Annotated in this window: 19 protein-coding genes and 1 pseudogene; 9 read left to right on the top strand and 11 right to left on the bottom strand. The window is 73.9% G+C overall.

Going from position 1 to position 22,911, the window contains the following annotated elements:
* Positions 1 to 45: 45 nt before the first annotated feature.
* Positions 46 to 777, top strand: a pseudogene (locus J7I94_RS02895) (CDP-alcohol phosphatidyltransferase family protein); the annotation flags it as partial.
* Here the strand turns inward: J7I94_RS02895 and J7I94_RS02890 are convergent.
* From J7I94_RS02890 to J7I94_RS02875, 4 genes are all read right to left on the bottom strand, one after another.
* The gene (locus J7I94_RS02890; protein WP_215164861.1) at positions 768 to 2,024 is read right to left on the bottom strand and encodes an MFS transporter; all 1,257 of its coding nucleotides are present in this window, start codon (positions 2,022 to 2,024) and stop codon (positions 768 to 770) included. The pseudogene J7I94_RS02895 and the gene J7I94_RS02890 overlap by 10 nt on opposite strands.
* Entirely contained in the window at positions 2,021 to 3,814 is a 1,794-nt protein-coding gene (locus tag J7I94_RS02885; protein ID WP_215164860.1) for an ABC transporter permease subunit, read from the bottom strand. The genes J7I94_RS02890 and J7I94_RS02885 overlap by 4 nt, the downstream gene beginning before the upstream one ends.
* A 3-nt stretch (positions 3,815 to 3,817) precedes the next feature.
* Positions 3,818 to 5,317, bottom strand: coding sequence for an ABC transporter substrate-binding protein (locus J7I94_RS02880; RefSeq protein WP_215164859.1), 1,500 nt, complete (start codon positions 5,315 to 5,317; stop codon positions 3,818 to 3,820).
* A gap of 132 nt (positions 5,318 to 5,449) precedes the next feature.
* Positions 5,450 to 5,920, bottom strand: a complete 471-nt coding sequence (locus J7I94_RS02875) for a GNAT family N-acetyltransferase (protein ID WP_251074571.1) — start codon at positions 5,918 to 5,920, stop codon at positions 5,450 to 5,452.
* A 248-nt stretch (positions 5,921 to 6,168) separates the two neighbouring features.
* Here J7I94_RS02875 and J7I94_RS02870 point away from each other — a divergent pair, with 248 nt between their 5' ends.
* Positions 6,169 to 7,638 carry a hypothetical protein gene (locus tag J7I94_RS02870; RefSeq protein ID WP_215164857.1) on the top strand — a complete coding sequence of 490 codons (1,470 nt, stop codon included), beginning with the start codon at positions 6,169 to 6,171 and terminating at the stop codon, positions 7,636 to 7,638.
* 7 nt (positions 7,639 to 7,645) lie between these two features.
* Here J7I94_RS02870 and J7I94_RS02865 read toward each other — a convergent pair whose 3' ends face one another.
* From J7I94_RS02865 to J7I94_RS02855, 3 genes are read right to left on the bottom strand one after another with little or no spacing between them, the layout of a single operon-like run.
* The gene (locus J7I94_RS02865) at positions 7,646 to 8,551 is read right to left on the bottom strand and encodes a virginiamycin B lyase (protein WP_215164856.1); all 906 of its coding nucleotides are present in this window, start codon (positions 8,549 to 8,551) and stop codon (positions 7,646 to 7,648) included.
* A gap of 58 nt (positions 8,552 to 8,609) precedes the next feature.
* Complete coding sequence (locus J7I94_RS02860) at positions 8,610 to 8,786, bottom strand: DUF397 domain-containing protein (RefSeq protein WP_215164855.1); 177 nt, start codon at positions 8,784 to 8,786, stop codon at positions 8,610 to 8,612.
* A complete protein-coding gene (locus tag J7I94_RS02855) occupies positions 8,783 to 9,604 on the bottom strand; it encodes a helix-turn-helix transcriptional regulator (RefSeq protein WP_215164854.1) in 822 nt (273 codons plus the stop codon). The genes J7I94_RS02860 and J7I94_RS02855 overlap by 4 nt, the downstream gene beginning before the upstream one ends.
* Before the next feature lie 240 nt (positions 9,605 to 9,844).
* Here J7I94_RS02855 and J7I94_RS02850 point away from each other — a divergent pair, with 240 nt between their 5' ends.
* The gene (locus tag J7I94_RS02850; protein ID WP_215164853.1) at positions 9,845 to 10,666 is read left to right on the top strand and encodes an SAM-dependent methyltransferase; all 822 of its coding nucleotides are present in this window, start codon (positions 9,845 to 9,847) and stop codon (positions 10,664 to 10,666) included.
* A 4-nt stretch (positions 10,667 to 10,670) separates the two neighbouring features.
* Here the strand turns inward: J7I94_RS02850 and J7I94_RS02845 are convergent, their stop codons facing one another.
* Complete coding sequence (locus J7I94_RS02845) at positions 10,671 to 11,021, bottom strand: DoxX family protein (protein ID WP_215164852.1); 351 nt, start codon at positions 11,019 to 11,021, stop codon at positions 10,671 to 10,673.
* A gap of 151 nt (positions 11,022 to 11,172) precedes the next feature.
* On the opposite strand from J7I94_RS02845, the gene J7I94_RS02840 reads away from it, so the two are divergent.
* The 5 genes from J7I94_RS02840 to J7I94_RS02820 all read left to right on the top strand — a co-directional run bounded on the left by J7I94_RS02840 (position 11,173) and on the right by J7I94_RS02820 (position 15,352).
* Positions 11,173 to 12,024 (top strand): LysR family transcriptional regulator, encoded by an 852-nt coding sequence (locus tag J7I94_RS02840; RefSeq protein ID WP_215164851.1) that lies wholly within the window; start codon positions 11,173 to 11,175, stop codon positions 12,022 to 12,024.
* 55 nt (positions 12,025 to 12,079) lie between these two features.
* Entirely contained in the window at positions 12,080 to 12,826 is a 747-nt protein-coding gene (locus tag J7I94_RS02835) for a TetR/AcrR family transcriptional regulator (protein ID WP_215164850.1), read from the top strand.
* The gene (locus tag J7I94_RS02830) at positions 12,823 to 13,983 is read left to right on the top strand and encodes an MAB_1171c family putative transporter (RefSeq protein WP_215164849.1); all 1,161 of its coding nucleotides are present in this window, start codon (positions 12,823 to 12,825) and stop codon (positions 13,981 to 13,983) included. The genes J7I94_RS02835 and J7I94_RS02830 overlap by 4 nt, the downstream gene beginning before the upstream one ends.
* Before the next feature lie 308 nt (positions 13,984 to 14,291).
* Positions 14,292 to 14,750 carry a helix-turn-helix domain-containing protein gene (locus tag J7I94_RS02825; protein WP_215164848.1) on the top strand — a complete coding sequence of 153 codons (459 nt, stop codon included), beginning with the start codon at positions 14,292 to 14,294 and terminating at the stop codon, positions 14,748 to 14,750.
* Positions 14,747 to 15,352, top strand: a complete 606-nt coding sequence (locus J7I94_RS02820; protein WP_215164847.1) for a toxin — start codon at positions 14,747 to 14,749, stop codon at positions 15,350 to 15,352. Before J7I94_RS02825 ends, J7I94_RS02820 begins: the two co-directional genes overlap by 4 nt.
* Before the next feature lie 25 nt (positions 15,353 to 15,377).
* On the opposite strand, the gene J7I94_RS02815 is transcribed toward J7I94_RS02820, so the two are convergent.
* Positions 15,378 to 18,911 carry an aminotransferase class I/II-fold pyridoxal phosphate-dependent enzyme gene (locus J7I94_RS02815; RefSeq protein WP_215164882.1) on the bottom strand — a complete coding sequence of 1,178 codons (3,534 nt, stop codon included), beginning with the start codon at positions 18,909 to 18,911 and terminating at the stop codon, positions 15,378 to 15,380.
* A 74-nt stretch (positions 18,912 to 18,985) separates the two neighbouring features.
* Complete coding sequence (locus J7I94_RS02810) at positions 18,986 to 19,927, bottom strand: NAD-dependent epimerase/dehydratase family protein (RefSeq protein ID WP_215164846.1); 942 nt, start codon at positions 19,925 to 19,927, stop codon at positions 18,986 to 18,988.
* A 196-nt stretch (positions 19,928 to 20,123) separates the two neighbouring features.
* Here J7I94_RS02810 and J7I94_RS02805 point away from each other — a divergent pair, with 196 nt between their 5' ends.
* Positions 20,124 to 22,211, top strand: a complete 2,088-nt coding sequence (locus J7I94_RS02805; RefSeq protein ID WP_215164845.1) for an MMPL family transporter — start codon at positions 20,124 to 20,126, stop codon at positions 22,209 to 22,211.
* 123 nt (positions 22,212 to 22,334) lie between these two features.
* On the opposite strand, the gene J7I94_RS02800 is transcribed toward J7I94_RS02805, so the two are convergent.
* Positions 22,335 to 22,911: MarR family winged helix-turn-helix transcriptional regulator (locus J7I94_RS02800; RefSeq protein ID WP_215164844.1), on the bottom strand; the 577-nt coding region annotated here is incomplete at its 5' end.

The raw sequence follows: 22,911 nt of genomic DNA, 5'->3' as shown, positions 1-22,911 counted from the left end.
GGTGGCGGCGCTGATCGACTCTGTCACACGGCCGGAGGATGTTCGGTGGCCCTGAACGACATGTACGACGCCCGTCCCGTGCGGTGGGAGACCGCCGCCGGCGCGGGTGCGCAGGTCCTGCTGCTGGCGCTGCTCGGCGCGGCGCACGGCATGGGTCCGGCCGGCTGGCTGACCGGGCTCGTCTTCGCGTGCGCCACCTGGGCGGTGCTCTCCCGGGCCCTGCACCGCACCCGCCCGGCCGTCTTCGGCCCGGCCAACCGCGTCACCCTCGGCCGGGCCGGCCTGGTCGGTGCCGTCACGGCCCTGGTCGCGGACTCCTTCCGCGCCGCGCCGCCCGTCTCCCTGCTGGTCGGCCTGACCGCCGTGGCGCTGCTCCTGGACGGCGTCGACGGCCACGTCGCCCGCCGCACCGGCACCTCCACCCCCCTGGGCGCCCGCTTCGACATGGAGGTGGACGCGTTCCTGATCCTGGTCCTCAGCGTGTACGTGTCCGTCCGACTGGGCCCGTGGGTGCTGCTGATCGGCGCGATGCGCTACGTCTTCGTCGGCGCCGCCCGCGTCCGGCCCTGGCTGTCGGCGCCACTGCCGCCGAGCCGGGCCCGCAAGACGGTGGCCGCGCTGCAAGGCGTCCTGCTGCTGACGGCGGGCGCGGAACTGCTCCCGCACGCGGTGAACACGGGACTGGTGCTGACGGCGCTGGGTCTGCTGGTGTGGTCGTTCGGCCGGGACGTGCTCTGGCTGCGGCGCACCTCCCGGGCCGGTGCGGCTCAGGCGGCCGTACCGGCGCCGGTCGCCCTCCGCGGGCGGGGCAGCAGCACCGCCGCCGCCACCGGCACCGCGGCCAGCACCAGCCACGGCACCGCCGCCGGCAGTCCGCTGTCCAGCAGGGAGCCGGTGAGGGAACTGCCGAGGAGCACGATCAGCCCGGAGACCGAGGACAGCGCGCCCGTGTACAGGCCGAGCCGGCCGTCCTCCGCGAGGTCGGGGACCCAGGCCCGGGCGACGGGCGCGACCAGCATCTGGCCGAGGGTGAGCAGGACGACGAAGGCGGCGGCGGGCAGCAGCCCGGCCGTGCCGGTCCAGTCGGCGGGGCGGGCCGCCGCCACCGCCGCGAACCCGGCCGCGACCAGCGCCAGGCCCACCGTCATGGACCGGCGCGGGGTCAGCCGCCGGCCCGACCAGCGGGTGACGGGCAGTTGGGCGGTCACGACCAGCAGCGAGGACAGCGCGAACAGCCAGGCCAGCGGCGACTGGGAACCGGCCGCCCGCTCCACCTCGGCGGGCAGCGCCAGGTAGAACTGGTTGTAGGCGAGGAGGTAGGCGCCGTACGCGCAGCACAGGGCCAGGAAGGGCCGGTTGCGCAGCAGCAGCCGCGCGCCGCCCTCGGCGCGGACGCGGGCCCGGCCGGGGACGCGCTGCGGGAGCAGCCAGGCGTGGCCGGCGAGGACCAGGACGAAGATCCCGGCGCCGGCCAGGCAGGCGGTGCGGAAGTCGACGCCGAGCAGCAGCGCGCCGAGCAGCGGTCCCACGAACGCCCCGGCCTGCCCGGCGACCGTGAACAGCGCGAGCACCCGGGTGCGGTCCTCGCCGCTCTCCTCCTCCCACAGCACGGCCTGCCGGGCCACCTCCGACTCGACGGCGGGCGAGAACAGCGCGGCGGCGAACCCGATGAGCAGGACGGCCGTGACGACGGACCAGGTGGCGTCGGCGTACCCGAGCCAGACGAACCCGGCGATCCGCAGCAGGCACCCGGCGAGGACGACGGGCCGGATGCCGTACCGGTCGGCGAGGGCCCCGCCGACCACGAACAGCCCCTGCTGGCTGAAGGTGCGCAGCCCCAGCACGAACCCGACCAGCCACCCCGCCATGCCGATGCCCTGACCGAGGTGTTCGGCGAGGAAGGGCAGCACGGCGTAGAAGCCGACGTTGAAGGCGAGTTGGGTGAGGACGAGCAGGCGCAGGAGCGGGGAGAGCCGGGTGCGGCCGGAGGCCGTGCGGAGCGCGCCGGCGGGGGTCGCGGTCACCTCGCCCCCACCAGTTCCTTGGCCGTCTCCGGGGTGGCGGTCTCCGGGGTGTCCGTACGGTGCGTACGGCGTCGGCGGGGCAGGCGTACGCCCCCGGCGGCGGTGACGGCCAGCGCCCCGAGCAGGGCGAGGACGACGGCGGGGGCGAGGACGGCCCAGGGGGCGCGTTCGGCGTAGGGCTGGTTCTCGGAGAGCAGCAGGCCCCACTCGGGGGACGGCGGCTGGGCGCCGAGGCCGAGGAAGCCGAGCGAGGCGAGGGCGAGGGCGACGCCGGGCAGCCGGATCAGGGCGTGCCGGAGCACGGGCGGCAGGACGGCGGGCAGGAGTTCGCGGCGCAGCAGGTACCAGCGGCCCGCGCCGATCCCCCGGGTGGCCAGGACGTGCAGGGTGGCGCGTTCCTGCCGGAGCAGGGCGGCGGTGTGCGCGGCCAGCGGGGCCCAGGCGACGGCGGTGACGGCGAGGACGGGGGTGGCGGTGCCGCTGCCCGCGACGGCGGTGACGAGGAGGGCGAGCAGGACCGGCGGGACGGCGTTGACGGTGTCCACCAGCGGCCCGGAGATCCGGGGGACGAGGCCGAGCAGGACGCCCGCGACCAGTGCGGCGGCGCTGATGGTGAGGGCGAGCAGCAGGGTGGACAGGGCGCCGTGACCGACCCGGGCGAGCAGGTCGCGGCCGAGGGAGTCGGTGCCGAAGGGGTGGGCGAGGGAGGGCGGGTTGAGCCGGGCGCCGGTCTCGACGGCGAGGGGGTCGCGGGGCAGGCCGAGCGCGACGACCGCGAGGAGTACGGCGGCCAGGCCCAGCGGCAGCGGGCCGCGGGCGGGCGGGGTGGGCCGGTGCAGGGTGGACAGGGCGCCGTCGCGCAGGGCGGGCCCGGTGAGCAGGTGGGCGGCGAGCCGGGCGCCGCCGGTGGCGAGGGCGGCGAGCAGCACCAGGGCGAGGGTGCCGGCCTGGAGGACGGGCAGGTCCTGGGCGAGGGCGGCCTGGAGGGTGGTGCGGCCCAGGCCGGGGATGTCGAAGATCTGCTCGACTGCGACGGCCCCGCCGGTCAGGCCGACGACGAACAGGCCGAAGTTGGGCAGCAGCGCGGGCACGCAGCGGCGTACGGCCTGCCGGGCGATGCGCCGGCCGGTCAGTCCGCGGGCGGCGGCGGCCAGCGCCCACGGCTCGGCGAAGGCGCCGGGCAGCAGGTCGTCGAGGAGCCGGCCGAGGACCGCCCCGGCGGGCAGGCCGAGGGCGAGCGCGGGCAGCAGCGTGTACTGCGGCCCGTACCAGCCGAGCGCGGGCAGCCAGCCGAGCTGGACGCCGACGACGGTGGCGAGCACGGAGGCGAGGAGGAACTCGGGGAGCGCGGCGACCATCGCGGAGACCGTGCCGCGGGAACGCCGGCCGTCGAGCCGGCGCCGCGCGCCCAGCCGGAGCGTACGGGCGCAGACCGCGCCGGCGGTGAGAACGGCGACCACCAGCGCCACCGCCATCAGCAGCACCGACACGCCCAGCGCCTGGAGCACGCCGGGCAGCACGTCGGTCCCGGAGATCCAGGACTGCCCGGCGTCCCCGCGCAGCAGTCCGCCCAGCCACTTCCCGAGCAGCGGCAGCGGGCCGTCACCGAGCCCGAGCTGCTCGCGGACGGCCGCCAGCACCTCGGGGGTGGGGTCCCGCTCGGCCGACCGCGCCTTGAGGACGGTCAGCGCGGGGTCGGTGCGGGTGAGCCAGGGCAGCAGCCCGATCCCGCACACCAGCCCGGCCGCGAGCAGTACCCGCCACGCGGCGGCCGTCACCTGCTGCCGCACGGCTCAGCGCCGCGTTCCCGTGCCGACGAGGGTGCGCTCGTAGGGGTCGAGGACGACACCCTGGACGCCGTCGGCGACACCGGTGATGATCCGCTGGTGGACGAGCGGCACCACCGCGTCGGTCCCGAGGACGCGGGCCTCGGCGGTCATGGCGGCGGCGCGCCGCTTGTCGGTGTCGGCGACCTGCTCGGCGTCCGCGACCGCCTGGTCGACGTCCTTGTCGCAGAGCTGGGCGATGTTGAAGTCGCCGTCGCAGGTGTAGTCGCTGGCGAGGATGGAGACCGGGTCGCCCGTGTCGAGGAGGGTGTTGCGGGCGAGGACGAACGCGTCGAACTTCCCGTCCAGGGCGTCGCTCTCCAGCCGCGAGTACTCGCGCACGGTGAGCTTCACCGTGAACCCGGCCTTCTCCAGCTGCTCCTTCACCACCTGGGCGACCTCCGGCAGCTCGGGCCGGTTGTCGTAGGTGGCGAGGGTGATGGTCCGCCCGTCGGCCTTCTTCGCGGCGGCGCGCCCGGCCGGCTTCTCCCGCTTGCCCTCCGCCCAGGTCACGGCGGGCCCGTAGATCCCGGCGGCGGCGTCGCCGTACCCCTCGTACACATCCTTGGCGAAGACGGAGGTGTCGATCGCGGCGCGGGCGGCGGCCCGCAGTCCGGCGTCCTTGAGGGGGCCGGAGGAGGCGTTGAGGAGGAGGCTGGTGGTGCGGGTGGTGGCGGTGTCGCGCCGGGTCCCCTGGTCCAGGGTCGCGGCCTGGGAGACGGGCACGGCCTCGGCGATGTCCAGTTCGCCCGTCCGCAGGGCGTTGGCGCGGGCGGTGCCGTCGGCGATGAAGCGGGCGTCGATGCCGCTGGCCTGGGCCCGGCCGCCCCAGTAGTCGTCGAACCGGTCGAGGGCGGCGGAGGTGGTCCCGTTCACCTTGGTGATCTCGAAGGGCCCGGTGGCGGTCCCGACCGGATCGACCTTGTCGCTCGCCTTGTACGCCTTCGCGGAGAGGATGGCGAGGGAGGGGCTGGAGAGCCGGAGCGGGAGTACGGGGTCGGGCTCGTCGGTGGTGACGGTGACCGTCCGGTCGCCGCCGGTCTTCGCGGTGAGGCCGACGCCGGACAGGGCGGCGGGCGCGGGCTCCGCCTCGACGGCGTGCGCGAGGGAGTCCGCGACGGCGGCCGGGGTGACCTCCGTGCCGTCCTGGAAGGCGGCCTCCCGCAGCGTGAACTCCCACGTCCTGCTGTTCTTCTGCTGCCAGGACGCGGCGAGCGCGGGCGCGGCGCTGCCGTTCGCGTCCAGCGAGGTCAGTCCCTCGGTGACGCCGAGCCGGCTGAGGAGGGTGGCGTCGGCACCGTACGGCGAGAGGTTCTCGGCGGGCGGGAAGGCGAGCGCGACCCGCAGCCGGGAGCCGTCACCGTCGCCGGACCCGGAGTCCGAGCCGCCGCCCGAGGAGAAGCAGCCGGCTATCAGCGGAAGGAGCAGGAAGGGGGCGAGCAGCCGAAGGCGGCGGTGGGAACGCATGGTCCTCGGTTCGATCGGATTCGGGCAGGTCGGACGGGTGGCGGTGGGTGGCGGTGGTGCGGGGTCAAGCCTACGTGGAAACCATTTCCACGAACACAGTCACCCCATGGTCACCCCATGGTCAGGACATGGTCAGGGCATGGGGACGTCGAAGTGCACGATCCCCTGTCCCCCGCCGGCGTCCTCCCGCTCGTCGTGCACCACCTTGGCGAGCGATCTCCAGAAGGGCTCGGCGCCGGTGACGGCGGGGTCGGTGTGCAGGTAGACGGCCCGGTACCCGCCGTCGGCGGCGGCGAAGGCGAGCAGTTCGTCGACGATCCGCCGCGCCAGTCCGCGCCGCCGGTGCTCGGGCCGCACGTAGACGCGCCGCAACTGCGCCGTCACGCCCGAGGGGTACTTCTCGGCGACGTGCGCGGGGTTCGGCGGGTGCACGGGCCCCCGGCTGTCGAGCGCCCCGGTCGCGACGACCTCCCCCGCCTCGTCCACGGCGACGACGAGCGTGTGCCGCGCGGGCGTGAGATAGGCGCCGTCCAGATCGATGATGTCGCGGTGCCACCGGGGCACGTACCCGCTGCCGAAGTCGCGGTAGACGGTGTCGAGCATGACGGCTCGGGCGGCGTCGAGGTCGCCAGGGGTCGCCGGACGGATGCTGTAGTGGTGTTCGCGCACTTGCGCATCATATGCATTAAACCTGTATGCCCTGATCAGTGGCCCCCTGAAGACCTTTCGGCCCCGCGTACAACCTTTTCACCGGCGTTCGAGTCGATCTGTGCGCGTCCATGCAGTCCCTGGGCAGCCCGCGCTCCGCCCGGGGTCACGGCTCCCGGCTCACCATCCGCTGAGAGACCCCGTTGACCCACAGCACCACCACCCGGCGGGACGGCCCCGCCCCCTCCCTCACCGAGGTGCGCGCCGAGCGCCGCCGTCTCGTCGAGTCCGTCCGCGCCCTGCGCCGCCTCCTCGGCAAGCGCCCCGCCTTCGAGATCGCCGACCGGCGTCGCCTCAACCGTGAGAAACGCGACCTCGACCGCGCCGCCGCCGCGCACGCCAAGGCAGTGCGCCGCGTCGAGGCCCGGCGGGCACGCCAGGAAGGCTCCCTGACCCGGCAGCTCGCCGGGCTGGACGGCAAGCAGCAGAGCCAGGAGCAGCGCGCCCTCGCGGTACTGCGCCGGGAGTCCGTCGCCCGCGCGCTCAGCGGCACCCGCCTCGACGCCCGCGAGATCAACGGCATCGGCACCGGACTGGTCCGCGACCTGGCCGCCCACGGCATCCGGACGGCGGCGGACTTCGACCGCGTCAGCTGGGGCAAGGCGCCGGGCGGCCGGGGCGGCCAGGTCCTCTACATCCACCGCACCCAGGGCGGCCGGGTCCACATCAACGGCATCGGCGAGCACCGCGGCCGGCCGCTCATGGCGTGGCGCGAGTCCGCCGTGGCCCGCGCCGAGGCCCGGGCTCCCCGCACCCTGCCGCCGGACGAGCGGCACCGCATCGCCGAGATCATCGAGACCGGACGCGCCCGTCTGCGCGCGGAACTCGCCGAGGTGCCGCGCACCGCCGAGGCCGCCCGCGCCGAGGCCGGACAGGACTACGCCGCGACGCTGGACCGGCTCGCCGGCGGCCACCGCGCGGCGGCGGACCGGGCGGCCGAACGGCGCGCGGAGTTCGACGCGATGGCCGAGCAGCTGCGCGACCTCCAGGCGCAGCTGGCGGCCCACCGCGACCGGTACGGCGACGACGGCATCGGCGGCCGCCTCCGACGCGCACAGACGCGCGCCCTGCGCCCGGCACCGGAGGGGCCGCCTGTTGGTACGCCGGTTCCGTCAGCGGTGAACCAGACGGACCATACAGACCAGGCGGACCAGACGGACCAGACGGACCAGACGGACCAGACGGACCAGACGGACCAGACGGACCAGACGGACCAGACGGACAGGGCGTACCAGTACGCACCGCCCGCCGGCCCCCACCCCCGCCCGAGCCTCCTGTGGCTGATCCCGATCGTCTTCCTCGGCCTCACCGCGCTCCTGGGCGTGGGCGAGCCGGACGCCACGGCACCCGCGTGGTTCAGGGCCGGAACACGGCTCCTCGCCCTGGCGGCCACCGCGGAACTCCTCCGCCTCTGGCTCCCGCGCAGACGCCGGCGTACGGCGGCGCCCCTGCCGCCCGGCACCGGCCCGCTGACCGCGGGCGCCTTCTTCGCCCTGCTCGCCGCGGGCATCCTGGCGGACGCCGATCCGGACGACGGCGCCGGATGGGCCGCCGCGACCGTCTCCCTGGCCCTCGTCACCTTCGGCGCCGTCCGCCGCGTACGCGAGCGCTGAAGACCGGCTACGGCACCACCCGCGCGACTGCCCCTGTCTCCAGGGCCACCCACAGCGCGCCGTCGGGCCCGAGGGTGATGCCGTGCGGTTCGGACGACGGCGACGGCAGGTCGTACGCGGTGATCTCCGCCGTCCCGTCGCCGCTGACGGTGAGGTGACCGACGCGGCCCGCGCCCCACTCGGTGAACCAGCAGTCCCCGGCCGCGACGGCCGTGATGGCGTGCGGCCGGGCCGTGCGGTCGGGCAGCGGGAACTCCGTGATCTCGCCGTCCACCGAGACCCTGCCGACCTGGCCCGCCCCGATCTCGACGAACCACAGGGCCGTACCGTCACTGGTGATCCCCACGGGCGCGGCGTCCGCGGTGGGCAGCGGGTGGACGGTGACGTCCCCGCCGGTGGTGACGCGCCCGATGGCGTTGGCCTGGTTGAGCGCGCACCACAGGGCGCCGTCCGGGCCCGCCGTGATCGCCGCGGGGAAGGCGCCGGTGACCGGAAGGCCGAACTCGGTCACCTCTCCCCCGGTCGTGACGCGGCCGACACGGCTGGTGTTCATCTCCGTGAACCACAGGGCGCCGTCCGGACCCGCCACGATGCCGAAAGGCCCGCCGTCGGGCGTCGGCAAGGGGAACGACTCCTGCTCCCCGTCCGGGGTGAGGCGGCCGATGCGGTGGTCCTGGGACCGGGTGAACCACAGCGCCCGGTCCGGCCCGGCGGTGATGACGGTGGGCCGGCACGAGGGAGAGTCCAGCGGATACTCCGTGACTCCCCCGTCGGGCGTGAGACGCGCGACGCGACCGGCGTGCGCGAAGGTGAGCCACAGGGCGCCGTCGGGCCCGGCCGCGATCCCGTAGGGCCCGGCCTCCTTGTCGGCCACGGAGAACTCTTCGATGAGCGGTGCGCCGGTGCGGTGCACGGCAACCCCCTGCGGGTGACGTGAGTACGGCGAGCGTCGAGTGGCGGTCCCGCCCCGGTCAGTCGCCGACGAACCCGATGAAGTCACCCCAGGCGGCGGAGGTGACGGCGAAGGACGGCCCGTCCGCCTCCTTGGAGTCACGGACCCGCACACCACCGGAGGCGTGCGCTATCTCCACGCAGTCATCGCCCTCGGACCCGCTGTAGCTGCTCTTGAACCAGTCCAGCTCGCTCATAGCGCTCCTCGCATCTGTCGCAGCAACTCGGCCGAGTCCGCGGGAGACAGGGCCTGTGAACGCATTTTCGCATAGCGCATCTGCATGACACTGACCGCTTCTCGGTCGGTGACGAGTTGTCCGGTCTTCTGCCCTTCCGAATACCCCACCCACTGCCGCTCGGGAGTCTCCAGCAGCCGCATGGGCCCATCCGTGCCCGCGTGATGGGGCTGCCGCAGCGGCATGATCTGCAACTCGACGTTCCACAACTCCATACAGGCGAGGAGGTGGTCGATCAGCTCACGGGTGACCTCCTCCCCTCCGATGTGCCGCAGCAGCACCGCCTCCTCGATGATGAAGCTGAACGCGATCGGCGGCGTGCGCCGCAGCAGTTCCTGCCGGGCCCGCCGCGCGGCGATCCGCTCCTCCAACTGCTCCTCGCTGGGCGGTGGCGGCACATTGAGCATGACCGCGCGGGTGTACGCCTCCGTCTGCAACAGCCCCGGTACGACCCGGCATTCGTAGGTGCACAGGGTGACCGCGGCCTCCTCCAGTTGGGCCCACTCCCGGAACCAGACCGCCAGCCCCCGCACCCGTCCGATGTGCCGGGCCATGGCCCGCAGCACACCGAACGCGTCCAGCACCTCCTCCACCCGGTCGATGAACGAGGGCGACGGCAGCCGCCGCCCCTGCTCGACCGAGGCGACGGTGGCGACCGAGTACTCGATGATTTCCGCGAGTCGCTCCTGTGTCAGCCGCGCCCGTTCCCGGAACGCCTTCAACGCCGCTCCGAACGCCTTGAGACTGTCGGACGTCTCGACCGCCCCACTGTTCGCCATGACCGCCGACCCCCTTCTCCGCCGTGTGGCACACGTTGTGGCGGGTACAACGGCCAGGCCTCCGGGCGGGATACGCGCGCAACGCCGTCGGCGCCCGTACAAAGCGCGGTGTACGGGTTCCGGCCCGTCATGTGTTCGACCGGGTTCCGGAGCATGCCAAGATGCGTACCGGCAGCCGACGCCGCTCACCCCCGGCAACACGCGGCTGCGGCACGCGAGTTCAGGACGGAGCCTGGCATCATGACCTCCCTCGGCAGCGACGGCCGGAGTGACACCCCCGCCCACCGGATCGACACCAGCAGGCCGCACCCGGCGCGGATGTACGACTACTTCCTCGGCGGGAAGAACAACTACGAGGTCGACCAGGAAGCCGCGGAGGAGTTCATGAAGGCGGCGCCGGAGGTGCGGGCGGGCGCCCTCGCCAACCGGCGTTTCATGCTGCGCGCCGTCCGGCACCTGGTCGCCGAGTGCGGCATCCGGCAGATCCTGGACATCGGCACGGGCCTGCCCACCGAGCCCAACGTGCACCAGGTCGCACGGGCCGTCGCGCCGGACACCCGCGTCGTCTACGTCGACAACGACCCCATCGTCAGCACCCACTCCATGGCGCTGCTCGACGAGCCCGACACCTCCGTCGTCCTGGCCGACCTGCGCGACCCCCGGGCCGTCCTCGACCACCCGGACGTACGCAGGCTCATCGACTTCGACCAGCCGGTCGCGCTGCTGCTCGTGGCCGTCGTGCACTTCATCCCCGACTCCGAGGACCCGGACGGCATCCTCGCCACCCTCCGCGACGCCCTCCCGGCCGGCTCGTACCTGATCCTGTCGCACGCGACCGGCGACGTCCACGAGGACCGGCGCGAGAACGCGGCGGCCGTCTACCGCAAGGCCACCGCGTCCATGAACCTCCGCCCGCACGCCCGGGTCCTGGAGTTCTTCGGCGACTTCTCCCTGATCGACCCCGGGCTGGTCCGGGTCACCGACTGGCGCCCCGAGGAGCCGGCGGCGGCCGACGCGCCGCCCATCGGCATCTACGGCGGGGTGGCCCGGAAGGACAGCTGAGCGCTCAGGCCGCCCAGGCCGCCGCCCCCGCGGTGAGCAGCAGAACGGCGTTGAGGGCCACCTGCCGGTCCCCCATGCGCAAGTGGACTGCTGTCGCGCCGACTTGCAGGAGCACGAACCCGATCGCCGCGGCGGGGGACAGCCAGGCGGCGATGCCGGTCAGCCTGGGGAGGATCAGCCCGGCCGCGCCCAGTACTTCGACGAGTCCGACGGCCCGGACGGCCGCCATCGGCATGCTGTCCACCCAGGCCATCATCGGCCGCAGCCGATCCCGGCTCCGTACCGCCTTCACCGCTCCGCTGTAGAGGTAGAAGGCCGCCAGCAGGCCGGCGAGGATCCAGTAGGCGAGGTTCATGCGGCCACCGCCCGGGGGAAGGCGGTGGCGGGGTCGGCGAGCCGTGCGCTCGCGCGTTGCGTGTCGGTCATGTCCCGATCCCACCGCCGGGGCCCCGCGCCTGTCCAAGACCCGTTCCACCGGGCCGATACCGCGCGGGTATCGTCGCGGCATGGAGCTACGCACGCTGCGCTACTTCGTGGCGGTCGCCGAGGAACTCCACTTCGGGCGGGCCGCCGCCCGGCTGCACATGAGCCAGCCGCCGCTGAGCCGGGCGATCAAGCGGCTGGAGCACGAGACCGGCGCCCCGCTCTTCGACCGGTCGCCCTCCGGTGTCGCGCTCACCCCGGTCGGTACGGTCCTCCTCGACGAGGCGCGCGCCGTGCTGGACCGCGCCGACCAGGCCCGCGTCCGGGTCGCCGCGGCGGCCGGCCACGCCACCCTCACGGTCGGCATCCTGGGCGACGGCGGCGACCCGGACGCGGCACGGCTGGCCCGCGCCTACCGCCGGCGGCACCCGCACGTCGAGGTCCGCGTCCGGAACACCGACCTGACCGACCCGACCTGCGGACTGCGCGCCGGGACGGTCGATGTCGCCCTGACCCGCGGCCCGTTCGACGAGACCGGCCTCACCGTGCGGGTGCTGCGGGCCGATCCGGTGGGGGCGCTGCTGCGCGCCGACGACCCGCTGGCCCGCCGCACCGGGCTGGCCCTGGGCGAGCTGGCCGGGCGCGACTGGTTCCGGTTCCCGGAGGGCACCGATCCGCTCTGGCGGTCGTACTGGAACGGCGGGCAGGAGCGCCGGGGGCCGGTGGTGCGCGCGGTCCAGGAGTGCCGGCAGGCCGTGCTGTGGAACGGCACGGTCGGCATGACGCCGCTGGGCCACGACCCCGGCGAGGGGCTCACCGTGGTGCCGCTGACCGACATGCCGCCGAGCCGGGTGGTGGTGGCGTGGCGGGCGGGTGACACCGATCCGCTGGTCCGGTCCTTCGTACGGGCCGCGGTCGCGGTCCACCGCGAGTGACGTGAACCCGCTCAACTGCCCCCTGTCCGTGGTGACTCACGGGTACGGTTTGACCATGGAATCCGGAACGAGTCCCGCCGCCGACACCTCCGTCGGGCCCACGGCGGCCATCAAGACCACCGCACGCCGGCTCCTGGGCACGCTGGGGGCGGGACAGCTGTCCCTGGACGCCGTCGCCGAGGCCGGCGGCCTGTCCCGTACCGACGTGGAAGCCGTCTTCCCGCACCGGGACGACCTGTTGACCGCCCTGATCATCGACGCCTACGACGCGTCCGGCGCCGCCATGGAGCGGGCCGACCGGGAGGCGCGGGAGGCGGGGGCCTCGGCGGGCGCCCGGCTGCTCGCCGCCGCCCGGGCGCTGCGGCGGTGGTCCTTCGACAACACCGCCGAGTTCACCCTCGTCTACGGTTCCCCCGTGCCGGGCTACCACGCCCCGCAGGAGACCGTCCCGCCCGCCTCGCGCACGCCCGCGGTGCTGGCCGGGATCGTGCGGTCCGCGCTGGAGGCCGGCGAACTGACCCCGCCCCGGCGGACGGTACCGGGGCCGCCGCTGCTGCGGCCGGAGGCCGTGGCGCTGTTCGGCGGGACGCCCGAGGGTCCCTACGCGGACCTCGTCGAGCGCGGCATCGTACTGTGGAGCGGTCTGATCGGGCTGCTGGTGTTCCAGGTCTTCAGCCGCACCCACGACAGCGTCAGCGACCAGACCGCGTTCTTCGACTTCGCCGTCGCCGTGGCGGCCGAGGGCATCGGGCTGGAGGTTCCCGCGCAAGAGATCACGGGTGGGAACACCGACGGGCCGTGAACACCATCAGAACGCTCTGCTTCGCCATCGCGGCGCTGTCCTCGTACGCCGCGCTCGTGTACCGGCTGGGCCAGGTGCGCCGCAACTGGCGGGACAGCGCCTACCGCACCCTGGTGGCCACGCTGCTGCTGCAGTGCCTCACCTTCACCATGGGGGCCGTGGCCATGGGCGACGGCTCCTTCCTTGGCGTGGGCAACCTCGCCATCCTGGTGATGCACCTCTCGGCGGTCGCCTTCTGTGTCAGCGCGCAGATCATCCTGCTGCACTGGGCGGCCTCCGAGGCGGAGGCCGCCCGCAAGAGCCGTTACTGGCTGATCACCGGCGTCGCCCTCGACGTGGTGCTGACAGTGCTCTTCCTCGTCGCCGACGGCACCGGCCGGCCATCCTCCGACTTCGACACCGGCAGCGGCCAGCCCCTGGTCCTCACCTATCTGCTGCTCTTCATCGTCTCCCAGGCGGTGCCCTGCGTCACCATCTTCCGGCAGTGCGGTCCCTACGCCCGGATGGCCGACAAGCCCTCGCTGCGGCAGGCGCTGCGGCTGCTGTCCGTGGCGGCGGTGGTCCTGTTCCTGTACTGCACGGCCAGGACGGTCAACATCCTCACCGCCGCGGCCGGCCTCGACATCGGAGCCTGGACGCTCGCCTCCAACCTCTTCAGCGCGGCCGGCATCACCATCCTCTCGATCAGCCTGACCGTGCCCTCCTGGGGCGCGCCGGCCGTCAGACTGGTGGAGTGGGCGGACAGTTACCGGTCGTACCGGGTGCTGTATCCGCTCTGGCGTGACCTGTACGAGTCCTCCCCGGACATCGCCCTGGAGCCGCCCGGGGCCGGGGCCTCGGTCGCCGACCTCGACTACCGCCTGCACCGGCGGGTGGTGGAGATACGGGACGGCTGGCGGGACCTGCGTCCCTACATCGACCGCGGCGCGGGCGGCGCGGACGGGCCGGGTCCGGAGGCGAGCGAGGAGTCGCGGCAGGCGTTCGCCGAGGCCGCCCGGATCCGGCAGGCCCTGCGCGCCAAGCGGGCGGGCACCGTCCCGGACGACAACAAGGACGCCGCGGACTTCGAAGATCGTGATTCGGACAACTTCGCGGCGGAGACCGCCTGGCTCACCCAAGTCGCCACCGCCTACCGTAAGCTCGGCAAGGTGAATTGAGAGCTCCCGCCCGGTCCGCTCCCCCGTCGGACCGGGCGGGTCTTTTACTGCCCGGGCCCCGTGGCCGCCCGTCAGCGAGGCCGGGCCGAGCGGTCCCGCCCGACCCGGCCGAACCGGCCCCTCCCCCTGAGGACCGGCCGGACCGATGCCGGAAACCAACTCGGCCACCCCCGTGGACCGAGTTAACTGCCAGCTATCGGCGCGTCCAACGTTGGCGGAGACATGCCCAATTGTCAACCGCCAGCTAATCTGGGAAACTGACGTATAGCCAAGGGCATAGCCGAGGGGCGCCGGAGGGAGGATCACCCGTGTCCGAGCCTGACGACCGACCCCTGCTCGCCAAGCGTCTGGACGACCTCTTCAGGACGGTCCGCCCCAAGGGCAAGCACTGGACCAACGCCGAAGTGGCGGAGGAGCTGAAGCGCAACAACCCCGATCTCAAGGTCGGGGGCGTGTATCTGTCACAGCTGCGCACGGGGAAGCGTTCCAACCCCTCGCCGGACCTGCTGGCCGCCCTGGCGCGGTTCTTCGGTGTGTCGGTCGCCTACTTCTTCGACGACGAGGTCGCCGAGTCGGTCCTGGGCGAACTGGCCGCCGTCGAGGCGCTGCGGCAGGCGGGCGTACGCGCCGTGGCGATGCGGGCGGCCGGCATGAAGCGGGAGAACCTCCAGGCGATCACCGCCATCATGGACCAGTACCGGCAGTTGCAGGGGCTTCCGCCGGTCACCGACACACCCGAGGCGGAGAGCGGGGAGCCGGCCGGGTGAGAGGGTTCCGCAAGAGCCGGCCGGCCGAGCAGGACCGCCGCAGCCAGCTCAAGAAACTGCGCAAGGCCGGCGCCGAGCTGATCGCCGGCCTCGGTCTGCCGGACGTGGCCGACGTCGCCGAACTCTGCCGCCACCTGGGGACCGTACGCGGCCGGCCGATCACCCTGGTCCCGATGCAGATGCCGGCGTCGCACCCGTGCGGCATGTGGGTCGCCGCCCGCGACGAGGACCTGATCTTCTACGACGCCAACACCACCAGTGCGCATCAGGAGCACATCATCTTGCACGAGCTGGGACACATCATCTGCTGCCATCGCGGCGCCGGCTGGCTGGACGAGACGACCGCCCGCCTCCTCTTCCCCAACCTCGACCCCGATCTCGTGCGCGACATGCTCCTGCGCGCCACCTACGACGACGTCCAGGAACAGGAGGCGGAGATCATCGCCTACCTGCTCTCCCAGCGGGTGGGCACCACCCGGGACCACAAGGGGCCCAAGGGACCCAAGGGGCCCAAGGGCACACCGTCGGCGGAGGAATCCGGCCAAGGCGGCGACACGGACGAGAACGCCGTGCTCAGCCGGATCGAACGCACCCTGATCTGAGAGCACCTGATCCCGGATGCGCCAGTCACCCCCCGGCGGACGCCACCTCCTCGGCCAGTACCGACACCACGCGCCGGATGTCCTCCTCCCGGTGTTCACTGGTGACGAAGAACCGCAGCCTCGCCAGTCCCTCCTCCACCGCGGGGTGGAAGATCGGGTCGGCGACGACTCCGCGCGCGTAGAGCCGGTCGGCGACCCCGAGGGTGCGCGCGGAGTCCCCGAGCACACAGGGCACGATCGGGGTGTGGGCGCTGACGCCGGTGGCCAGACCGGCCTCGGCGGCCAGCCGGCGGAAGAGGTCCGCGTTGCGGCGCAGGGCCGCCACGCGCTCCGGCTCCGCCACGATCAGCTCGGTGGCGGCCAGGGCCGCCGCCGCGTTGGCCGGGGTCAGGCCGACGCTGTACACGAAGCCCGGCAGGGTGTGCCGCAGCCACCGCACCATCCTGGCCGAACCGCCGAGGTAACCGCCGCAGCTGGCGAAGGCCTTGGAGAGGGTGCCCATCCACAGGTCCACGTCGGACCGGTCGACGCCGAAGAACTCCCCGACGCCACGCCCCTGTTCGCCCACCGTGCCGATGCTGTGCGCCTCGTCCACCATCAGCAGGGCGCCGTACCGCTTCTTCAGCTCGATCACGGCCGGCAGCGCGACGAGGTCGCCGTCCATGCTGTACGCGCCCTCGACGGCGATCAGTACGCGCCGGAACCGGGACCGGTTGACCCGCAGCAGGTGTTCCAGCTGGTCCGTGTCGTTGTGGGCGAAGGGGCGTCGCGCCGCGCCGGACAGCGCGCAGCCCTGGAGGATGCTGTCGTGGGCGAGCGCGTCGTGCAGCACGAGGTCGCCCCGGCCGACGAGGTGCCCGATCGCGGTGACGTTGGTGGCGTGACCGCTCACCAGGGCCACACAGTCCTCGACCCCGAGGAAACCGGCCAGCGCGCGTTCCAGCCGTACGGTCAGCTCGCGTTCGCCGGACAGCACCCGGCTGGCGGAGACCGATGTTCCGTACCGGTCCACCGCGCGGTGCGCGGCCTCGTCGACCGCCGGGTGACCACTGAGCCCGAGGTAGTTGTAGCTCCCGAAGGACAGAAGGGTCCGGCCGTCGATCACGGTGGTGTCGCGGATGGTGCCCTGGTGGACGCGGAAGTAGGGGTACTCCGCGCCGCTGTCCGCGATCACCCGGAAGCGCTCCTCGAACTGCCGTACCTCGGGGAAGTCGTCGACGCGGGACGTGGCCGCGTCCCACTCCAGCGGCTGCGGGACGACGGCGGACCGCCGCGGTTCGGACGGACCGTCGAGGACCGGCCGCCCGCCGGAGTACGCGGCCGCCAGCGCGATCAGCCGTTCCACGGTGAGTCCGGGCGTGTACAGCTCCTCGGTGCGGAAGCCCGGTATCCGCTTGCCTATGCCCACCTCCAGCTCCTCCAGCATCAGCGAGTCGAAGCCCAGGTCGGCGACGAGGGCCATCCGCTCCCGGACGTCGGAGGACGGGAAGACCCCGATCCGCGCCACCTCGTCGAGTACGACGCCGGAGACGGCGGACACGCCACGCGCGGACTCCGCACCCGCCGACTCGGGCACGGCGTACCCGGCCTCACGGACCGACTCGTCCACCCCCCAGTGCCGCACGCGCTCCCCGCCCCCGGCCGGCCCTGGGGTACGGATTTCGCCGGGCAGCGACACGGGCCGTGCCGCACCCGCCCCGTCCACCGACTCGGCCACGGCACGCCCGGCCTCACGGGCCGACTCGTCCACCACCCAGTGCCGGCGCGGGGCCAGCGGGCTCGGCGGCAGGGTCAGCGGGGACACGCGTTCTCCGGCCGGGCGCAGCTCCACGGCCGTGACCGCGCGCTCCGCGAGCCGGGCCAGCGCTGCGGCCCGGGTCTCGCCGGACAGCGGATCGGGCCGGGGCACCGGCACGGCGGTGCCGGACGGCTCCCCGGGCGGCACGGTGCCCGTCCGCTGCCCGGGCGCCAGTTCTCCCGTACGGCCCGCCGCCACGGCCTCGGCCGCCTCGGTCAGCTTGGCGACGGCGTCGGCGGCGTCCTCCACCACCAGGGCCAGCCGTTCCGTGAGCGGGGTACGGCGGGCCAGGGTGTCGGCCACCTCGGCCGGCGACGGCCTGTCGGCGGCGATGACCTGGGCCACCTCCCGGGCGTGCCGGGCCAGTCCGGGCCGGTCCCGGGCGCTGAGCAGCAGCAGGTGCGGGGCCTCGTCCGGATGCGGGCGGGCCGGTGGTGCCGGGCACTCCTCCAGCACGAGGTGGACGCCGGTGCCGCCGAACCCGAAGGCGCTCACGCCCGCCCGGCACGGCCCTCCGGCCTCCGGCCACGGGGTGGTCTCCGTCGGGACGGTCAGGCGCGCGGCGTCGAGCCCGGCGGAACCGGCCAGGCCGAACGTGGGCTGCGGCGGCACGACGCCGCGGTGCACGGCCAGGGCGGCCTTCATCAGCCCGGCCAGGCCGGCGGCGGCGAGCGAGTGCCCGACCACCGCCTTGACCGCTCCCAGGTAGGCGGGCGCGCCGTCCTCCCCGCGCAGCTCGCGCAGGGCCTGGATCTCCACCGGGTCACCGACCGGGGTGGCGGTACCGTGCGCCTCCAGGTAGCCCACCGCGCCCGGGGCCAGGCCCGCGTCGCGGTAGGCGCGGCGCAGGGCACGCAGCTGACCGGCGGCCTGGGGATGCATCCCGCCCTGCACGGTCCCGTCGTTGGCCGTGCCCACCCCGCGGATCACCGCGTAGACCCGGTCGCCGGCCGCGAGCGCGTCGGTGAGGGGCCGCAGCACCAGGATGCCGGCGCCCTCACCGAGGACGAAGCCGTCGGCCTCCGCGCCGAACGGCAGGCACCGCCCGCTGCGCGAGATGGCGCCGATCCGGCACAGTCCCACCAACAGGTCGGGGGTCAGGACCAGTTGGGCGCCGCCCGCGACGGCGATACGGCTGCGGCCGGCGCGCAGCGCGTGCACGGCGTTGGCCACGGCGATGAGCCCACCGGAGCACGCGGCGTCCAGCGCGTAGCTCTCGCCGTGCAGGTCGAGGACCGAACTGATCGTGCTGGGGCCCATGTTGAGCAGGAGTCCGGCCACGGAGGTGCCGTTCAGCCGGTCGACCGCGCGGACCATCTCCAGCGCCCCGGCACCGTCCGCCCCCTGCCCGAACTCGCCGCCGGCCAGCTGGCGCATCCGTATCCCGAGCGTGCTGATCTCGCGGTACCCGCTCTCGGTGAGCGCGGTGATCACCGAGGTCTCCTCGCGGTCGAAGCCCTCGGCCTCCCAGCCCGCGTCCTGGATCGCCTCGCGGGCGAGGTCGATCAGCAGCCGGTGCTGGGGGTCCATCGCCCGGGCCCGGCGCGGCGGGATGCCGTAGTGCGCGGCGTCGAAGTGCCCCACGTCCGGGAGCAGCGCCATGGTGTCGGTGTAGGCGGCGGAGGCGTCGCGGAAGGACTCGCCGAGGAAGGCGGCGGCCCGCCACCGCTCGTCGGGTACGCGGGCGAACTGCGGCCGGGGGTCGGTGAGCAGCCGCCAGTACTGGTTCAGGTTCGCCGCGCCCGGTAAGCGGCAGGCCATGCCCACGATCGCGATGTCGTCGTGCCGGGCCCGCGCCCGTGCCGTGGCCGCCGGCGGGTGGGGGGTGCCGGCCGTCACGGGCCCTCCCCCAGTCTCGCCCGCCACCAGTCCACGGTCGTCTTCACCTGTTCGTCGACGGGGGTGGCCCGCACCGCGAACTCGGCCTCGTACGCGCCGGAGTCGACGACGAAGGGCCGGTCGAACTGGTAGCGGACCTCGCGCAGTTCACGCAGGAGCGGGGAGAAGACCGAGGCGATGCCGAGGACGGCCGGCGGCAGCCCGCGGACCGCGACCGGTCCGGTGCCCGCCTGGGCGGCGAGCCGGTCCACCATCTGCCGGGTGGACAGCGCGGGTTCGTTGGGGAGGTGCCAGGCCCGGCCCCAGGCCCGCTCCTCGCCGGCGACCTCGACCAGGGCCCGGGCCACGTCGGGGAGGTAGCTCCAGCTGTGCGGGGCGTCCGGGTCGCCGAGCGTGGAGACCGGCTTGCCGCGCAGCAGCCGGGGCACGACGCGGCCGGCCAGGTGTCCGCCGTCAGTGACGCCGGGACCGAAGAAGTCCGAGGCCCGCACCTCGACCGCCTTGATCCGGCCCTGCCCGGCCAGTTCGCGGGTGCGTTCCCAGACGGCGGCGCGGACCCGGCCCTTGGGGCCGGTCGCCGCGAGCGGCAGGTCCTCGGTCAAGGGGCCGTCCACCGGCCCGTACCCGTACAGATTGCCCAGCATGACCAGGACGGCGCCGGTCGCCTCGGCCGCCGTGTGCAGCGACGCGGCCAGCGGCGGCCAGTCGTCCGCCCAGCGGTGGTACGGCGGTGCGGCACAGCCGTAGACGGCACTCGCGCCGCGGACGGCGTCGGTGAGCGCCTCGGGGTCACGGGCATCGAGCGCCATGTGCTCGATGCCGGGCTCCGGGTTCCGGCCCGACCGGGTGATGACACGTACGGGGTGGCCCTGTTCGGCCAGCAGCCGCGCGGTGGCGGCACCCGCGGGCCCTGATCCAATGACGACTTGAAGGTTCACGCGCGCACCCTAGCGCGCGGAGTACGCATGTCACGAACATGCCACGCCACACAACGCGGGACGGCCTGGCCGGAACAACTCCCCCTGTCCCGCGCGGATTTGTCCGACGCGACCCGCCCAAGACGGCCCCCAAGACGGCAGTCGGCCGCTAATATCGATAGCTAACTAATGAGTTGCCAACTAAGGAGGCTCCCGTATGGGAGGCGTTGAGCACAGCGGCGGCAAGCGCCGCAAGGCCCTGCCCTGGGCGGTACTCGGTCTGTGGGTCGTCCTGCTGGCCTTCGTCGCGCCCTTCGCGACGGAACTCGGCGACGTACAGGTGAACCGGGCGGTCGACTACCTGCCGGCCGGCGCCGACTCCACCCGGGTCGCCAGGGTCCAGGACGCGATGCCGGGCGGCGAGGCGACGTCGGTCGTCGTGGTCTACCACCGCGACGGCGCCCTCACCGAGGCCGACAAGGCCACGGCAGCCGAGCAGATCGCCCGTGTCGACGGGCAGTTCGAGCTCACCGGTACGCCACGGGCGGTGACGTCCGAGGACGGCTCCACCGTGATGTACCCGGTCAGCACCACCACGCCCGGCCAGGACGACGAGGAACGGGACGCCTTCGTCGCCGGCGTGCGCGAGGTGACCCGCGGCGGCGACGGCCTGGACGTCCAGGTCGGCGGCCCGGACGCCCTCTCCTCCGACGCGCGGGGGCTCTACGGTTCCGTGGGCGGCCCCGTCCTCTACACCACCGTCGCCGTCGTGGCGGTCCTGCTCATCCTCATCTACCGCAGCCCGTTCCTGTGGCTGGTGCCGCTCGCGGTCGCCGGTATCGCCGACTTCCTGTCGATGGGCGCCGCCTACGGCCTCAACCGGCTCTTCGACACGACCGTCAGCAGCCAGAGCTCCAGCGTCATGACGATCCTCGTGTTCGGCGCGGGCACCGACTACGCCCTGCTCATCGTCGCCCGCTACCGCGAGGAGCTACGGCGCGTGACACACCCCTACGACGCCATGCGGGCCACCCTGCGCGGCTGCGGCCCCGCCGTGCTCGCCTCCTCCGGTACGGTCGCGGTCGGGCTGCTCTGCCTGCTCTTCGCCGACCTCGGCAGCAGCCGCGGCATGGGCCCGCTCGGCGCCCTCGGCGTGCTGTGCGCCCTGGCCGCCATGATGACGCTGCTGCCGGCCGTCCTGGTGCTGCTCGGCCGGCGGGTGTTCTGGCCGGCGGTGCCCGCCCACGGTTCCCACCCCACGTCCCGCCGCTCGCTGTTCGCCGCGATGGGCACCTCCGCGGGCCGCCGGCCGCTGACGGTGCTGGCCTCCGGCGCCGTACTCCTCGGCGCGCTGGCCCTGGGCGCCTTCAGCCTGCCCGGCAGCCTCAAGCAGGAGGACTCCTACACCGAGACGCCCGAGTCCATCGTCGCCACGCGGACCCTCGCCGGGGCCTTCCCCGACCGGGGCACCGAGCCCCTCGTCATCGCCGCGGCGACCGGCCGGGCCGACGAGGTGATCCGGACCGTGGAGGCCACTTCCGGGGTGCAGAGCGCGGAACGCGGGCGCAGCGGCGGCGGCTGGACCGAGATCTCCGTCATCACCGACTCGGTGCCGCAGACGCCGGGCGAGACCGCCACGATCGAGGCGCTGCGCTCCGCACTCGACGGCCGAGCCTACGTGGGCGGACTGAGCGCCGAACAGCTCGACCTGAGGGAGACCAACGGCCGCGACCGGGTCGTCGTCGTGCCGATCGTCCTGGCCGCCGTCCTGCTCATCCTGATCGCCCTGCTGCGCAGCCTGGTCGCGCCGCTGATCCTGCTCACCGCGGTCGTCGCCGTGTGGGGCGCCTCGCTGGGCATCGCGGGCCTGGTCTTCGCACCGCTCTTCGGGTTCGAGGGCACCGACCCGGGCCTGGCCCTGCTGTCCTTCGTGTTCCTCGTCGCCCTCGGCGTCGACTACGGCATCTTCCTGATGCACCGGATGCGCGAGGAGTGCCTGAACGGCGACGAACCCGGCACGGCCGCGCTCACCGCGCTGCGCACCACCGGCGGGGTGATCGCATCGGCGGGCCTCGTCCTGGCCGGCACCTTCGCGGTGCTGACCGCTATGCCGGTGGTCACTCTGGTCGAGCTGGGTTTCGTCATCGCGGTCGGGGTGCTGCTCGACACCTTCCTGGTACGGACGTACCTGGTGACCAGCGCCGGCGTGGCGCTGGGCCGCAAGGTGTGGTGGCCGGGTCCGCTGTCCCGGAAACCGGCGCCGGCCCCCGCCGAACGGGAGCGGAGGCTCGCTCCGACTCCGTGACCTGTCTTCGGGCGCCCCTCACCGCGAGGGGCGCCCGTCCGCGCCGCAGCGACTGCGCGACCGGCAGCACCCGGGGAAGCGCGGCGCCCCCGTGCCGACGCCTCCGCCGCCCGGCGCCGCCGCTCAGCCGGGCCTGACGTTGGAGCGGATCTTCTCCAGCAGTTCGCTGAGCTGTGTCACGTCGGAGTCGCTGAGCCCGCGCAGCATCCGCTCCTGGCTGCGCAGGGCGACGGACTCGATCTCCTCGTACCGGGACCGGCCCTCGTCGGTCAGGGCGACCACGGCCGTCCTGCGATCGGCGCCGTCCCGGGTGCGGACCACCAGCCCGCGCCGCTCCATCGTGTCCAGATGCCGGGAGAGGGTGGGCCCCTCGATGCTGAGGTACTGGGCGAGGGTGCGCTGGATCATGGACCCTTCCAGCTTCAGGGTCGCCAGGATCGTCCACGTCGCGAAGGTGACCCCGGACTTGCCGAGTTCCTCCTCGAAGAACCCGCGCGACTCCTTGGCGGCCAGCCTCAGTTGGGGAGCGATGCTCTTCCGCAGCCAGGCCGGCCCCGCGTCGTCCGTGGCCCGTGCCTGATGAGCCTCTTGTCCGGGCACCCGCACCTCCGCTCGCTGCCTGGTCGTCACAGTATCTCCTGCCGCCGAACCGGTGAGCACGAGCCGGTCGGCATGAGCCGTCGACACGAGCCGGTCGACA

This window comes from Streptomyces sp. ISL-12 (assembly GCF_018614415.1).
Classification (GTDB): Bacteria; Actinomycetota; Actinomycetes; order Streptomycetales; family Streptomycetaceae; genus Streptomyces.
Note: the sequence above shows the minus strand (reverse complement) of the source record. Positions and strands in the feature narration are given on the sequence as shown.